The sequence below is a fragment of the Paenibacillus sp. FSL H3-0286 genome, from assembly GCF_045040705.1.
GTDB classification, from domain to species: domain Bacteria; phylum Bacillota; class Bacilli; order Paenibacillales; family Paenibacillaceae; genus Paenibacillus_AQ; species Paenibacillus_AQ odorifer.
The window spans coordinates 6,204,379-6,218,614 of the sequence record NZ_CP150285.1 but is presented as its reverse complement, the minus strand read 5'-3'; the positions used below and the strand labels follow the sequence as shown (position 1 = coordinate 6,218,614).

The window sequence follows — 14,236 nt, the reverse complement described above, 5'->3', positions numbered from 1 at the left end:
ATTAATGTAGTCATTGTATAAACGGGGACTTTGATTTTGAAACAAAAGGGAAGAGGGACTCTTGACAACGCTCGACAAGATGTTTCGGCTTATGGGACCAGGGGTAACTATGCAGTATACAAGGCTGATTAGCCGATATTTATGAGATATGGAAGGGGTTATGAATATGATCATTGAACTTAGTGTAGCACTCGTCGCAATTGCATTCGCAGTACTTGTTTTCTTTTTAATTAAAACTTTAAAGTCGGCAAAGGATTCACTCGACAAAGTCAGCCAAACCTTGGTGGAAGTACAGAAGACGATGGATGAGCTTACTTATGAAGTGAAAACGACGGTCAGACACGCAAATGAAATCACTGCCGATGTACAGCATAAGATTCAGAAGATTGACCCAGTCATCGATTCTGTCAAGAATCTGGGTGATGTTATGAATGAGCTAACCTTAACAGTCAAACAAGTGTCAGTCACAGTGATCGAGAAATATCGTAAATCGCGTGAGCTGAAGGAGAGAAGTAAGGAAGTCTCTATTAAAGAAGCTCCGCTAACTCCTGCTGAAGAACGTACTGTTAACTCCTATGATGCCATTTATGCTGAGAAGTCACCGGGAAAAATAGCTACAGTGCTAAAAGGTGTAGACGTAGCTGCAACTCTTTGGAAGAAATTTCGTCATTAAGCATAAGATAGTAAGGCTTCTGTAATCGGTGGCTGCAGATAAGAAAGGTGGGACACAACATGAACATGATGATCCTTTTATTTGGTCTTCTTTTCCCATACTTTGATGCGTCTCCACAGTTGGTGCCTATCTCTACTTTTATTGAACAACCTAAGTCGGTTCTCGCATTTGAACATGCTTCAGAATCCAGCCCATATATAAATCGCTTTGATTCTCTGCAAGGTGTCGCTTTATACACCACAAAGGAAGAACTGCTTCTGACCAAAGGCAATCCGCTTGCGGTGACAAATGATCCATTGCTAGAGACAGTGGAGTACCATTACGCAGATGTGACAGTGGGTGTGGGCGAGGGTGTTGTACTTTATGTACATGTTGCACCTCCGCAAGCACAGCAGTTCGGTTTACATGTAGATGGCGTAGAAATCGATCCTTTAACAGATAATCTGCAAGATACTCTGGGCAAACCGTATTTTATAGCCGAAGATGGGGATGTATACCTGAGAGGGAATAACGCACTCAAAATATATCGAAATTTGGCGGGTGAATTTGAAGGAATTGATTTATTTGATAGTATTTCTTCCTAATCTGTTTCATATTTGAGCAAATTGGTTAATAAACATAGGCTGTCTTTAGAATAGAGTAACCTCCAGCCCCACTAGGTATAGTGGGGCTGGAGGTTACTTTGCTGAATACGTAAATTGATCCTATGACTATATTTACATATTATGAAAATAGAAATAACACTGTGAAATAGCGTATGATATAGTTAGTAGGTTTGCAGAATTTTACGGTCGTAATACTAATCGTGTGAGGTGAAGATGATGAGAATCTTAATCGTGGATGACAATCCGACTAATGTTATCATTATCCGTGAAATCCTGAAAAAAGAAGATTACCGAAATTTCGTAACCGCATCCTCAGCCAAAGAGATGCTGGAACGGCTTGGAATCGGTTCGGGGAGTGAAGATGGACGTCCCCGGATGTCAGATATTGATCTGATTTTACTGGATATGATGATGCCAGAAATGGATGGGATCGAAGCATGTCGTGTTGTGCAGCAATACGAACATCTTAAGGATATTCCAATAATAATGGTTACAGCTGTAGGCGATTCTAAGAAATTGGCCGAAGCGCTGGATGCAGGTGCAGTAGATTATGTTACGAAACCTATTAATAAAGTGGAGCTAATGGCCCGGATTCGGCTTGCTCTGCGGTTAAAACGTGAGAAAGATTGGCATAAGGAACGGGATCAGCGGATTCAGGAGGAATTGAGACTGGCTGCACTCGTGCAGAATGCTGTACTCAGCCTACCCCTGCAGGAAGAGAATTTCGAGGTGCATGCTATCTATCAGCCTTCCTCTGAATTGGCGGGTGATTTATATGCCTGGTATCCCCTTGGAGATGGCCGATATGGCGTAATCCTCCTGGACATTATGGGACACGGTATATCGTCCTCTCTTTTTTGCATGTTCCTTGCGTCAGTATTAAAGGATACGGTAACTACCTATGTAGAGCCGGAAAAGGTAATTCAGGAACTCAATCGAAGGTTTAACCAACTTTATATTGAGAAAAAGCTGATTCAATATTATTTTACGACGATTTATCTTGTGATCGACACTCGTATAAAGCGTATTGACTACGTTAACGCCGGGCATCCACCTGCGCTATTTTTTGAGGGCGCAGCTAAGACTCCGGTCTTGCTGGAAAGTAATTGTCACCCTGTAGGCCTGTTTGAACGGATTGATATTCAGCCTCAGAGCTTGACCTACGAAGATGAAGGGCATTTGGTTCTCTATACAGATGGTCTGCTGGAGCTGGTTGAGGGTGAACAGGAAGAGCAGCTGAAGTTTATGATTAAGCATTTAAATGTTGAGCATGAATGGAAGGAAGAAACTATACGGGCTGCTTTTTTCAATGCTGATGTTCCTAAAGAGCGTGACGATGACAAATGTATAGTGTGGATCTCACTGAAGAAGGGAACAGAATGAGGATGAAAATAAAGGCTAAACTCTTAATTGGTTTTAGTGCGATGCTGGCGATTATGCTGGCACTTACTATGATTGGATACGATCGTTTGGATTATATGAATGGTCAGCTTGAGGGTTACCAGGATAGATATATGAAGGGGCGCTCTTCTTCAGGTATGCGTGGAGAAGTGAATGATATGGCGCGCATATTAACGACGACCATGTTAAGTGCGGATACATCAACGGTAGAATCACAAAAAAAAGAGATTGATAAAAAAATAGCTAAGGCGAATGAGCACTACGACAAAATAAAAGAATCAATGACTAGCGCTGAAGAGATGCAGATCGTTAATCAAATTGATGATTCTTATACGATCTATCTAAATTATCAGGAAAAAATATTGAAGCTGCTATCAGCTGGTTATTTCCAGAATGCCAGCACGTATTCTAACACAGAGGGACAAGCGATTCAGAATGCCGTGTTAAACGCTCTGAACAGTCTCTCTGATTATAATGCCTTTATCATGAATGAAGAGAGCGCGAAAGCCAAAGAATCCTATCAAAGTTCTACCCAGATGGTCATCTTAATGATGATTGTAGGTCTATTACTTGGACTTGGAGTTGTTCTATGGATCATTCCAAGCATTACGCGGGGACTTAATGTCGTTTCGATGATGATTACCAGCTTTGGCAACGGCAGAATCCGGGCCATAAGGCGCATAAAGGTTACTTCGAAAGATGAGATTGGTGAGGTTGCCCTTGTCTTTAAGAAAATGGCGTTAGATCTTGAAGAGAAACAGCAAATGGAACAGGCTTATGCACAGGCACAGAATGATCAATCCTGGCTGAATGCAAATGTTGCTCAGGTGACAGAACTTCTCCGGGGGGTTAGCTCATTGGATCAGGTCTCACAGACCTTTATCAACGAGTTCACCCCTGTGCTCGGAGCCCAGTTTGGAGCTGTGTATTTGAAGGATGCTAACCGTCCCGATTTTTTACGAAGCAGTGGTTATTATGCAGTAGATAACGATAAGAAACCAAAGGAAGGTTTTTTGATTGGAGAAGGGCTTGTAGGACAAAGTGCGCTTGATATGCACCCAATCAGATTGGAGCGGGCTCCTGAAGATTATATCTCCGTGAAATCCGGCTTTGTGGATTCACAGCCAGGATATATTTCCATTCATCCGCTTATTTTTGAAGACGAGCTGCTCGGTGTAGTAGAATTCGCTTCATTCCAGCCATTTAGCAGTCTGAAAAATGATTTGCTGCAACAACTTGCGAATAATTTAAGCATTATTTTCAATAATATTAGTCGTCGTCTGATTGTAGAGAAATTACTGCGTGAGTCACAAGCACTTACGGAAGAACTGCAATGTCAGTCAGAGGAGCTGCAGACTCAGCAAGAAGAACTGCGTCGTTCCAATGAGAACTTGGAAGAGCAGACGGACGCACTTAAGCGTTCAGAAGAACTGCTGCAACGTCAACAGGAGGAATTGGAACATTACAATACGGAACTCGTCGCCAAGACTCGTGCACTAGAGGAACAAGTGCAGGAGGTCGAGGAGAAAAAAGATGAAATTGAGCATGCTAAGGTTCAGCTAGAGAAACAGGCTATGCAATTATCCGTGACTAGTAAGTATAAATCGGAATTTATGGCGAACATGTCCCATGAATTGCGGACGCCGCTCAACAGTCTGCTGATCTTGTCCCAGCTGCTTACCGAGAACAAGGATGGTAATTTAACGGAGAAGCAGGTTGAATTTGCCCATACGATTTATATGTCAGGTGCTGACCTGCTTAAGATGATTGATGAAATTTTAGACCTGTCCAAGGTTGATGCAGGAAAAATGGAACTGAATCATGAAGAAATTAAACTGACTGAGCTGAAAAGTTTTGTGAAGCAGAATTTTGCTCCGCAGGCGATCAAAAAAGGACTCTCCTTACGGATAGCCTTTAACGAGCCGCTGCCAGATAGCGTAATTGCCGATAGTCACCGGTTGAAGCAGGTTTTAAGAAACCTGCTTTCCAATGCCTTTAAATTTACAACCGAAGGTTTTATCGAGTTTTCAGTTAGCCCGGCAGATAGTAATCTCTTGCCACTAAATCTGCCGAGTGATAATGAATATATTGCTATTGCTGTGAAGGACAGTGGCATTGGTATTCCGGCTGACAAAACAGATATTGTATTCGAAGCCTTCCAGCAAGTAGATGGAACTACCAGCCGTAAATATGGAGGCACGGGCCTGGGATTGTCGATCAGCCGTGAATTGGTTCGTATAATGGGTGGAGCTATTGTGCTCGAATCCCGTGAGGGACAAGGCAGTACCTTCACTTTGTATTTGCCGGTGAAGGCAAATTACAGTAAACAACCTGCAGAAATAGAAGCTGCTGTGTCCAAAGAGGATTCAACATATGATGAATATATTGGAGACATGCTTCCAACCTTAGTGCCAGCAGCCGTTAATGTACCCCTTCCACAACTGACGATTGAGGATGACCGTGACAATTTGACGGCGAATGACAAAGTCCTGCTTATTATTGAAGATGATGAAAGCTTTGCGAAAATCTTGCTAGACATGGCTCGTGGTCGCAGATTTAAAGGCTTAGTAGCCCTTCAAGGCGATATTGGACTACAGATGGCAAAAACTTATTTGCCAGATGCGATCATTCTCGATATACAGCTGCCCGTAATGGACGGCTGGACCATCCTTAGAGAGCTGAAAAGTGCATCTCAGACCCGTCATATTCCTGTTCATGTTATCTCTGTGAACGATGAAGTGAAGCAAGGGTTGATGATGGGAGCTATGGCGTATCTTAGAAAACCATCTTCAAGAGAAGCATTGGAGCGGGCTTTCTCACAAATTGAGAACTATACGTCCAGCACAGTGAAGTACCTTCTGATTGTTGAAGATGATGAGATTCAACGTCGTTCCATTATGGAATTGATCGGTCACGATGATGTAGCTATCACCGCGGTATCAACCGGCAATGAGGCACTGATGGAGCTGCGCAAGCAGAGATATGATTGTATGGTTCTGGATCTTATGCTTGGGGATATGAACGGCTTTGAATTGCTGGATCAGATTCGTGATGATGAAGAATTAAATGATCTTCCTATTATTATTTATACAGGTAAGGATTTAGATAGCAAAGAGGAGACACAGCTCCGCAAGTATGCTGAATCCATAATTATTAAGGATGTTCGTTCTCCGGAACGACTACTGGATGAGACAACGTTGTTTTTGCACCGGGTAGAAGCCAATCTTCCGGAAGATAAACGTAAAATTTTGCAGAAGCTGCATAACAAAGAAGAGTTATTCGAAGGGAAGAAAATACTGCTCGTCGATGATGATATTCGTAATGTTTTTGCACTCTCTAGTGTACTGGAAGAATACCACATGGAAGTGAAGTTTGCGGAGAATGGACGTGAAGCGCTGGAAATGCTGGTAGAGCAAGAAGATTTTGATCTCGTGCTTATGGATATGATGATGCCGGAAATGGACGGATATGAAGCTATGCGCCGAATCCGTGAAATGCCGCAATATCAGAAACTGCCTATTATTGCGCTTACCGCCAAAGCAATGAAAGAGGATCGCGCCAAATGTATTGAAGCGGGAGCTTCTGATTATATGAAGAAACCGATCGCAACAGGTCAACTTCTTTCGTTAATGCGTGTCTGGTTGTATTCGTAAACTCAAATTTGGGGTAATACCTTTTTAAGAACTAACATGACTAGAATTACGGTGTGTTAATAAGGGAGTCGGGATAACAATGAAAGCGATAGAACACGGATATGAGGAGCAGCCCGTTATGGTAGGAAGTGACGAGTTGGAGCAAATTGAGATCGAGCTGCTCCTTGATGGAGTACACCGTTTATATGGATATGATTTCCGGAATTATGCGTTGCCTTCTTTGAAGCGACGTATCTGGCATCATGTGCATGCGGAGAATGTACACAGCATATCCGCGCTGCAAGAAAAGGTGCTGCATGATCGTGCCTGTTTTGAACGATTTGTCTATAGTCTCTCCATTCCGGTTACCGAAATGTTTAGGGACCCGGGGTTATTTTTAACGTTTCGCCAGAAGGTAGTTCCGTTGTTGAGGACTTATCCCTATATTCGTATCTGGCATGCTGGATGCTCCACTGGTGAAGAAGTATACTCTATGGCCATCCTGCTTCATGAAGAAGGGCTTTACGATAAGGCTCGGATTTATGCCACAGATATGAATGAGCGTTCTTTACAGCAGGCTAAGGAAGGCGTCTATGATATTAGCAGAATGAAGCAATACACTAAGAATTATTTGGAGGCGGGAGGTACCCGGGCATTCTCTGAATACTATACAGCGAAGTATAACTCGGTTATTTTACAGCCATATTTACGCAAAAACATTATATTCGCTGAGCATAACTTGGCTACAGATACTTCTTTTAATGAGTTTAATGTTATTTTCTGCCGCAATGTGATGATCTATTTCAATGATGAGCTGCGGGATCATGTTCACGGCTTGTTTCATGAAAGTTTAAGTCGTTTTGGAATACTTGTTCTAGGCTCTAAAGAATCCATTCACTTTACGAAGTACAGCGATTGTTATGAGTCTTTGGACAGAGTAGAAAAAATATACCGTAACATAAAATAACGCATGAAGGAGGGTGGTCCTATGGGGTTTCAAGAACCAATTCATATACTACTAGTAGATGACCGTCCTGAAAATCTGCTGGCGCTGGAGGCGGTACTTGAAAGCCAGCATTATGAGCTAGTCAAAGCCACCTCCGGCGAAGAAGCGCTGCGGTGTTTGTTAAGGTATGATTTTGCTGTCATCGTACTGGACGTGCAGATGCCAGGTATGGATGGGATCGAGACCGCAAAGTTGATTAAAGCCAGAGAAAAAACAAAGGAAATTCCGATTATCTTTATCTCTGCGAATAGTAAGGAAGCGGAGCATTTATTCGCGGGCTATTCTGCAGGGGCTATTGATTATATGGTCAAGCCCTTCATTCCACAAATTCTGAAGTCTAAGATACAAGGTTTTGTCGAGATGTATATTACGAGCAAGAAGCATCAGACTCAGACCATGCTGCTGCAGCAAAAGACGAAAGAACTGGAAATCATAAATAGTGAGCTCGTAAAGGCTAAGGAAGAGGCGGAGATCGCCTCCAAAGCGAAGTCGGAATTTCTGGCTATGATGAGTCATGAGATTCGTACACCAATGAATGGCGTAGTGGGTATGATTGATTTATTAATGGAGACTGACCTTGCTCCTGAGCAGAAGGAGTATTCCGAGATCATTCGGAAAAGTGCAGACACGTTGATTACGGTGATAAACGATATTCTTGATTTCACCAAAATGGAATCCGGTAAAATGGAAATCGAAGAGCAGCTGTTCGAACTTCGCACATGTATTCAAGAGGTGTTCAGCCTCTTTTCGGTGGAAGCGGGAAAAAAGAACTTGGAGCTCGCTTATTTTATCGATCAGAAGTTGCCTAGACTTTTATATGGAGATATGGCCCGTTTACGCCAAGTATTAATTAATCTGATTGCTAACGCAGTTAAATTTACGAATCAAGGCGGTGTCTATTTAGTCGCTTCCATCAAAGAAACATCTGGGAACAAGGTAGAAGTCGAGTTCACGATCATGGATACTGGGATTGGTATTTCTCCAGAGAAATGCGACCGATTGTTCCAACCGTTCTCACAGCTGGATTCTTCAATGACACGGAAATACGGTGGGACAGGGCTTGGTTTAGCCATATGTAAATCCCTTGTAGGCATGATGGGCGGAGAAATACGGGTAGAATCCATGGAGCAAAAAGGAGCTACCTTTATTTTTACGATACAAGCATCCGTACCTGGAGAAGATTTGACAGGAGGTTATCAAGAAGAGGAATCGCCTCATCTTCTTCTTAATCAGGAGAGCAGAAGCCGAATCCTTGTTGTAGATGACCATCCTATCAATCAGCGTCTGATGGTTAGCATGCTAGATAAGCTTGGCTATGAAGCTGATATGGCTGAGGACGGGAAACAGGCTGTGCAAATGGCGCTTAAGCAGCCCTATGATTTTATCTTTATGGATCTCCAAATGCCAGTAATGGATGGCCTGGAGGCAACCGCTCAAATCCGTCGAGAAGGCGGTCCGGCGGCTGAGAAGACTATTATTATTGCAATGACTGCGAATGTCATGGATGGCATCCAGAATCGCTGTAAAGCCTCAGGAATGGATGACTATATCAGCAAGCCACTTAAGATGAGTAGTATTAAGCAGATTATCTCTCGGTATTCTAGCAGCGATAATCGGATGGTTGAACCAGATACATCTATTTTTCAGGCGTAACCCAAGATTTACTAGTTTATATTTTAATGTTATTTGTTTCAAAGGTAGGACTATGAGGTTATTAATATAGAAAATATTTATCAGGAGAGATCGTCTATGAACACGCATAAAAGTAATAAGTTTCACGCTAAGACAGAGACAAAAGAAAGTGTATGTACGGTTTTCCTGAATGGTGAACTTGATCTATCCGTGGCTTCCGATTTCCGTTTGGTAATGGAGCCGCTTGTAGGTGATACGAAGCATGATTTAGTAATAAATCTTAAAGAATTAAAATACATCGATAGCACGGGTATTGGTATTCTACTTTCGATCCTGAAATCAAGACAAGGTATGGACGTTAAGTTTATGGTTGAGGATGTTCCTCCCCAAATTCAGAAGCTGTTTGACATGACTGGTATTACCAAGTTTTTTGCCTCCCAAGAGAATTCCCACTAGGAAAGGATAGAACAAAGAATGAGTGATGATGTGCAAAAAGTAATTCTTCAGCTGCCGGCTAGCGCAGAGTATGTGGATATTGTTAGGTTGAATTTATATGGTATTGCTTCAAAAATGGGCTTCACCTACGAAGATATTGAAGATATGAAGGTAGCTGTATCAGAGGCGTGTAACAACTCAGTATTGTACGCCTATGGACAACAAGACGGAATGGTTGATGTAATCTTTGAGGTGGGTGAAAGTGCCCTATCCATTACAGTCAAAGACGAGGGGGAGAGCTTTGACGGTTTGGAAGACTCGTCCAGTGAGCGTATGACACTGCATGATAAAGAGTTAAGTGACGTTCAGGTCGGCGGTTTAGGGTTCTACTTAATGCAAGCGTTGATGGATGACGTGAGCGTCGTAAGTGAGGCCGGAAGAGGGACGGTAGTAACTTTGAAGAAGCACCTTAACTTTAGCGAGGAAAAGGTATGAGTGATAAGGTGACTCCCCCCGAGTCCATGAATGAAGCAGTCACCCAAATTTGGGAATATCAGCAGACTAAGGATAATGAACGCGCAACAGTGCTGATTAAGAAATATGAGCCTATGGTAAAAATGGCTGCTGGAAAAATTTCTCGCAACCGCCCCGACTTGTATGAGGATTTATATCAGGTCGGGCAAATGGCGCTCATCCGGTTATTACAGCAATATGATATTAGCCTTGGAATCCCTTTTGAGCCCTATGCGATGAAAAGCATGATTGGACATATGAAGAATTTCCTACGTGATAAATCTTGGTACATACAGGTACCTAGACGGATTAAAGAAAAGGGAGCACTTGTTCAACACGCGATTGACGAACTAACAGTGAAGCTGGAACGTTCGCCTGCGGTGGATGAGATTGCTCATTATCTTGATTTGTCTGTTGAAGAAACTGTAGAAGTACTGGCGGGCAGAGAATGTTATCATTACGTCTCCCTAGACTCGCCCCTTTCTCAAGAGGAGACAGGAGCCACACTAGGCGAGCTGATCAGCTCTGACGCAAATGATTACGAGACCGTAGAGAAACGTATGGATTTGCAACAAGCACTAGGTCAATTGAAGGAACAGGAGCAGCAGGTGCTGCTGTTAGCGTTCCAAGATGGACAATCCCAGCGGGCGATCGCCCAGAAGCTGGGGGTATCACAGATGAGCGTTTCACGCATACAGAAGCGGGCCACTGAGAAGTTAAAGCAGATTATGGCCAACTCTTCCTATTGAGTTCCTGTATGGGTAATATACATTTTCGACGATAAGGACATGCCTCTCTCCGCTGACTGGAGACCCGCATGTCCTTTATTTGTATACTGTTGTAGACTTATTCCCCCGCTTGTCCGTCCAACCTAGAGGATTAGACGGACAAGCGGGGGAAGCGGTCGATAGTTGGGGAATAGATTGATAGTCTTGCGGTTAGCTATTAGCATCAATGTATTTTTTAATTTCGCCAAGATACTCTCCGATTACTGGAACATTAAGAAAAAGACTAAGAATGTAGCCTAATAAACCAAGGACTACAAATGTTCCGAGAGACAGTCCAAGTCCCCGAGATATACCGGCCATCAGGTTTGTGATGATTCTTTTTTTCGGATCTGAATAGTTGTCGAGAATGTCTTTGAATTCTGATTTTTCCAGTGAGTGAGCGATCTTATCAAGACGACTGTTTAAGCGTTTCACTTCATGTCGCAACTCGAAAGGATGTTCATCAATTTCATAAGGTTTTGTTTGGTTATTTGAATCTGCCATGCGCCATCCCTGCTTTCTATAGCCCGAACGGGCATTAATTAAATGTCTAGTTGTATCTGCTGATGTGAATAAAGGTGTAACTAAACAACAGCCAGCTGCGGTCAGCTGGCTGTTGTTTGTTAAAGTGATAGCTGTATGATGCCGCAGATTAGTAATTGGATTTATAGGAGGATTTTACATCCTCTTTCGCATCCTTAGCCTGATTGGCAACCTCTTTAGAGGATGCTTTAGCTTCATCAGCTACGTCTTTAGAGGCGTCTTTAACATCCGAGCTTACATTGCTTGAGGCTTCACTTACAGTGTCACCAATTTTACTTCCAGCCTCTTGAAGAGTGGCGGCAATTTGTTGTTTGCTGTCACTGACAGTGGTATAGATATCAGAAGCTTTATCTGACACCGTACTAGCCAAATCGGTTGCTTTTTCGCCAACTGTTGTCGCAATAGCTTTGGTTTTGTCAGTTACGGCACCAGCAACTTCTTTGGTCTTGTCTGTAGCTTGAGAAAGTTTATCTGACAGATCACTGCGCATTTCACGACCAGGCTTTGGTGCAAATAGCAGGGCTGCTGCGGCACCAATTAAGCTACCAATAAAGATACCTTTTAATAAGCTGCTTCCGTTCTCTACTTCATGTTCTACGTTACTCATCACCAATCACTCCTTATAATTTATCTTACTTCGTATATAAACTTTGGCGTATGGGCTGAAACAGTTGAAGAGCAAGGGAGAGATTACGGGAGTTTAAGGGAGGATACGGTAACCTAGAGGGCTTTAGGTCATATAAACCGCCTTTTTAAGGCTTTATCAAGATTTGTTTATGCGCAAAAAGAAGGGCGAAGACAGGCTGTGATATGCAGCATATGTCTCCATCCTTCCACGATTGAATTTATAATGTTACGGATTAATCATTAACGGCTTGGAGTACCGCATAGCCGAATTCAGGCAGATTCAGATGCAGCTGGGATGTGGAGGTTTCAGTCCGCTTCTGCGTCTTTAGATTTACCCATATCGTGTCTGCTCCGGTTACAGGAATGATGACTTCGGCCATAACATCTTCATTGTTCAATACGATTATGAACCGGCTTTGTTTGTCCCACCGCTCATATACAAGCAGCTTTGGATAACCCGGAATCTCCAGCGCTTTAAATCCACTGCTCCGGAATGCGGGATGAGATTTACGAAGGCTGATCGTCCAGCGATAGTATTCGAACAATTCTTGATTCTGTTTCTGGGAGTCCCACTCCATACATTTTCGGTTGTCCGGATCGTATCCGCCATCCATGCCGATTTCATCGCCATAATAAACACAGGGTGCTCCTTGAAAGGTCATCTGGAACAAAACGGCCAGCTTTAACTTCCTGATGTCACCGCCACAAAGTGTCAGGAAACGAACTGTATCATGGCTGTCTAGCAGATTAAAGGCGGCTTCCGTAATTTGCTGCGGATAATTCGCTAGCATAGTAGCAACCGACTGAGAGAATTGTGCAGCATTGATCTGTCCGTGAGCGAAAAAATTAATTTGAATATTCGTTAACGGGTAATTCATAACGGCGTCAAATTGATCGCCAAGCAGCCACGGCAAGGAATCATGCATGATTTCTCCTACGAGATAGGCTTCTGGATTAATGCTTTTGATCGTACTGCAGAATTGCCGCCAGAACGAATGGGAGACTTCATTTGCGACATCAAGCCGCCAGCCGTCTATACCGATTTCCTCGATCCAATAGCGGCCTGCATTCAGTAGATATTCTATGACTTCAGGATTCTCAGTGTTGAATTTAGGCATGATAGGCTCAAATGCAAAGGTGTCATAGGTGGGAATTCCGTCGATGACCTGTGGCGGCCACTCGCGTACATGGAACCAATCCGCATAACGCGAAGATTGCCCGTTCGCGAGCAGATCAACAAATGGCGGGAAGGTATGGCCGCAATGATTAAAGACACCGTCCAGGATGACACGGATGCCTTTAGAATGACAGGAGTCCACAAGCTCTTTCAGCAATGTATTAGTGCCAAAATGAGGATCGACCAAGTAATAATCTTTTGTATCGTATTTATGATTGGTGGTTGCCGCAAATAAAGGATTAAAATATATAGCATTGATGCCCAATTCACAGAGATAATCCAAATGATCTAGTACACCCTGTAAGTCTCCTCCGAAGAAATTCCGAGGACTCGGCGTGCCGCCCCATTCTAGTACATCTGTCGGATCGTTGGTGGGATCCCCATTTGCGAAACGCTCCGGGAATATTTGATAAAATACTGCATCTTTCACCCATGATGGAGGAGAGTGCACATCTTCACGATTCAAAAATGGAAAGTCGAACAAGCCCTCATATACAACAGCAGGTGGCTCTGGATAAAAACCTTTTTCCAAAAAATAAAGAACTTCGTCTTTGTCATAAAGCGCAAAGTAATACGCGAGTCTGCGGTAAACGGGACGGACGGAGGCTTGCCAGTAATCGAACAAGCCGTCAGAAGCGAGGCGCTGCATTGGAATGACCTCATGCGTTGTGTCCCAGCCAAATTTATCTCCACAGAAAAGATCGATCTGTGATACGTTGTCCCGCTTAGTTCTTATGCGAATATGAAGTGTAGACTCATCGTAGGCATATGACCAATTTTGTCCCATACGGTGATAAACGGCTTCCGGTTGAATCATACTCATTTTCCATCCTTTCGGGCATGTAAACGCAAAAAAGGGCCAACCTCATGATTTTCAGAGGTTGAACCCTTGGCGGTTTCATTGCCTTTAAATTTGTCTGCATCTTACCATAACCCTCAAGAGTAAAGCAAGAGGTTATTTCACAATAATTTACAATATGGAATATTTAGTATGTGGTAGGGATAAAGAGAAAATAAAAGAAAAGATAAGATAAACTTTGTTAAACCGTATTTTTTGGACTTATACTCTGATTGCAATCAAAATTATGGATATTATAGAATGAGGGCGAACGAACTTGATTTTTCATAACACGCATTCAAATTAAAGGCACTGTTACCTGGAAAGGTACAACCTCGGCACTTTGTGCAAATGAGGTTGTACCTTTTTTATATGCTTTTTTTCAAT

General features: G+C 42.9%; 12 protein-coding genes. 9 read left to right on the top strand and 3 right to left on the bottom strand.

The window, feature by feature from the left end; genetic code table 11:
• Positions 1-166 precede the first annotated feature (166 nt).
• The 9 genes from MHB37_RS27720 to MHB37_RS27680 all read left to right on the top strand — a co-directional run bounded on the left by MHB37_RS27720 (position 167) and on the right by MHB37_RS27680 (position 10,646).
• On the top strand, positions 167-673 hold the full coding sequence (locus MHB37_RS27720; RefSeq protein WP_405168722.1) for a DUF948 domain-containing protein: 507 nt from the start codon (positions 167-169) through the stop codon (positions 671-673).
• 59 nt (positions 674-732) lie between these two features.
• Positions 733-1,257 carry a hypothetical protein gene (locus tag MHB37_RS27715; protein WP_076128682.1) on the top strand — a complete coding sequence of 175 codons (525 nt, stop codon included), beginning with the start codon at positions 733-735 and terminating at the stop codon, positions 1,255-1,257.
• Between the two features lie 237 nt (positions 1,258-1,494).
• Positions 1,495-2,661, top strand: coding sequence for a SpoIIE family protein phosphatase (locus tag MHB37_RS27710; protein WP_076128679.1), 1,167 nt, complete (start codon positions 1,495-1,497; stop codon positions 2,659-2,661).
• A 2-nt stretch (positions 2,662-2,663) separates the two neighbouring features.
• Positions 2,664-6,332: a response regulator gene (locus MHB37_RS27705; RefSeq protein WP_076304797.1), complete on the top strand. Its 3,669-nt coding sequence runs from the start codon at positions 2,664-2,666 to the stop codon at positions 6,330-6,332.
• 79 nt (positions 6,333-6,411) lie between these two features.
• A complete protein-coding gene (locus MHB37_RS27700) occupies positions 6,412-7,278 on the top strand; it encodes a protein-glutamate O-methyltransferase CheR (RefSeq protein WP_051491113.1) in 867 nt (288 codons plus the stop codon).
• Between the two features lie 21 nt (positions 7,279-7,299).
• Positions 7,300-8,970 carry a response regulator gene (locus MHB37_RS27695; RefSeq protein WP_076224272.1) on the top strand — a complete coding sequence of 557 codons (1,671 nt, stop codon included), beginning with the start codon at positions 7,300-7,302 and terminating at the stop codon, positions 8,968-8,970.
• A 96-nt stretch (positions 8,971-9,066) separates the two neighbouring features.
• Positions 9,067-9,405, top strand: coding sequence for an STAS domain-containing protein (locus tag MHB37_RS27690; RefSeq protein ID WP_076128675.1), 339 nt, complete (start codon positions 9,067-9,069; stop codon positions 9,403-9,405).
• An 18-nt stretch (positions 9,406-9,423) separates the two neighbouring features.
• Complete coding sequence (gene rsbW, locus MHB37_RS27685; protein WP_036680217.1) at positions 9,424-9,879, top strand: anti-sigma B factor RsbW; 456 nt, start codon at positions 9,424-9,426, stop codon at positions 9,877-9,879.
• Positions 9,876-10,646, top strand: a complete 771-nt coding sequence (locus MHB37_RS27680; RefSeq protein WP_076128673.1) for a sigma-70 family RNA polymerase sigma factor — start codon at positions 9,876-9,878, stop codon at positions 10,644-10,646. The genes rsbW and MHB37_RS27680 overlap by 4 nt, the downstream gene beginning before the upstream one ends.
• Positions 10,647-10,835: 189 nt before the next feature.
• Here the strand turns inward: MHB37_RS27680 and MHB37_RS27675 are convergent, their stop codons facing one another.
• From MHB37_RS27675 to MHB37_RS27665, 3 genes are all read right to left on the bottom strand, one after another.
• Positions 10,836-11,168: a DUF5665 domain-containing protein gene (locus tag MHB37_RS27675; protein WP_036680215.1), complete on the bottom strand. Its 333-nt coding sequence runs from the start codon at positions 11,166-11,168 to the stop codon at positions 10,836-10,838.
• 148 nt (positions 11,169-11,316) lie between these two features.
• Positions 11,317-11,814: a YtxH domain-containing protein gene (locus MHB37_RS27670; RefSeq protein WP_076128671.1), complete on the bottom strand. Its 498-nt coding sequence runs from the start codon at positions 11,812-11,814 to the stop codon at positions 11,317-11,319.
• 253 nt (positions 11,815-12,067) lie between these two features.
• Entirely contained in the window at positions 12,068-13,834 is a 1,767-nt protein-coding gene (locus MHB37_RS27665) for a glycoside hydrolase family 13 protein (RefSeq protein WP_305953701.1), read from the bottom strand.
• Between the last annotated feature and the right edge of the window lie 402 nt (positions 13,835-14,236).

Excerpts from the sequence above, each read along its gene's own strand:
- MHB37_RS27720 (WP_405168722.1), top strand. The coding sequence starts at position 167 with ATGATCATTGAACTTAGTGTAGCACTCGTCGCAATTGCATTCGCAGTA.
- MHB37_RS27715 (WP_076128682.1), top strand. The coding sequence starts at position 733 with ATGAACATGATGATCCTTTTATTTGGTCTTCTTTTCCCATACTTTGAT.
- MHB37_RS27710 (WP_076128679.1), top strand. The coding sequence starts at position 1,495 with ATGAGAATCTTAATCGTGGATGACAATCCGACTAATGTTATCATTATC.
- MHB37_RS27705 (WP_076304797.1), top strand. The coding sequence starts at position 2,664 with ATGAAAATAAAGGCTAAACTCTTAATTGGTTTTAGTGCGATGCTGGCG.
- MHB37_RS27700 (WP_051491113.1), top strand. The coding sequence starts at position 6,412 with ATGAAAGCGATAGAACACGGATATGAGGAGCAGCCCGTTATGGTAGGA.
- MHB37_RS27695 (WP_076224272.1), top strand. The coding sequence starts at position 7,300 with ATGGGGTTTCAAGAACCAATTCATATACTACTAGTAGATGACCGTCCT.
- MHB37_RS27690 (WP_076128675.1), top strand. The coding sequence starts at position 9,067 with ATGAACACGCATAAAAGTAATAAGTTTCACGCTAAGACAGAGACAAAA.
- rsbW (WP_036680217.1), top strand. The coding sequence starts at position 9,424 with ATGAGTGATGATGTGCAAAAAGTAATTCTTCAGCTGCCGGCTAGCGCA.
- MHB37_RS27680 (WP_076128673.1), top strand. The coding sequence starts at position 9,876 with ATGAGTGATAAGGTGACTCCCCCCGAGTCCATGAATGAAGCAGTCACC.
- MHB37_RS27675 (WP_036680215.1), bottom strand. The coding sequence starts at position 11,168 with ATGGCAGATTCAAATAACCAAACAAAACCTTATGAAATTGATGAACAT.
- MHB37_RS27670 (WP_076128671.1), bottom strand. The coding sequence starts at position 11,814 with ATGAGTAACGTAGAACATGAAGTAGAGAACGGAAGCAGCTTATTAAAA.
- MHB37_RS27665 (WP_305953701.1), bottom strand. The coding sequence starts at position 13,834 with ATGAGTATGATTCAACCGGAAGCCGTTTATCACCGTATGGGACAAAAT.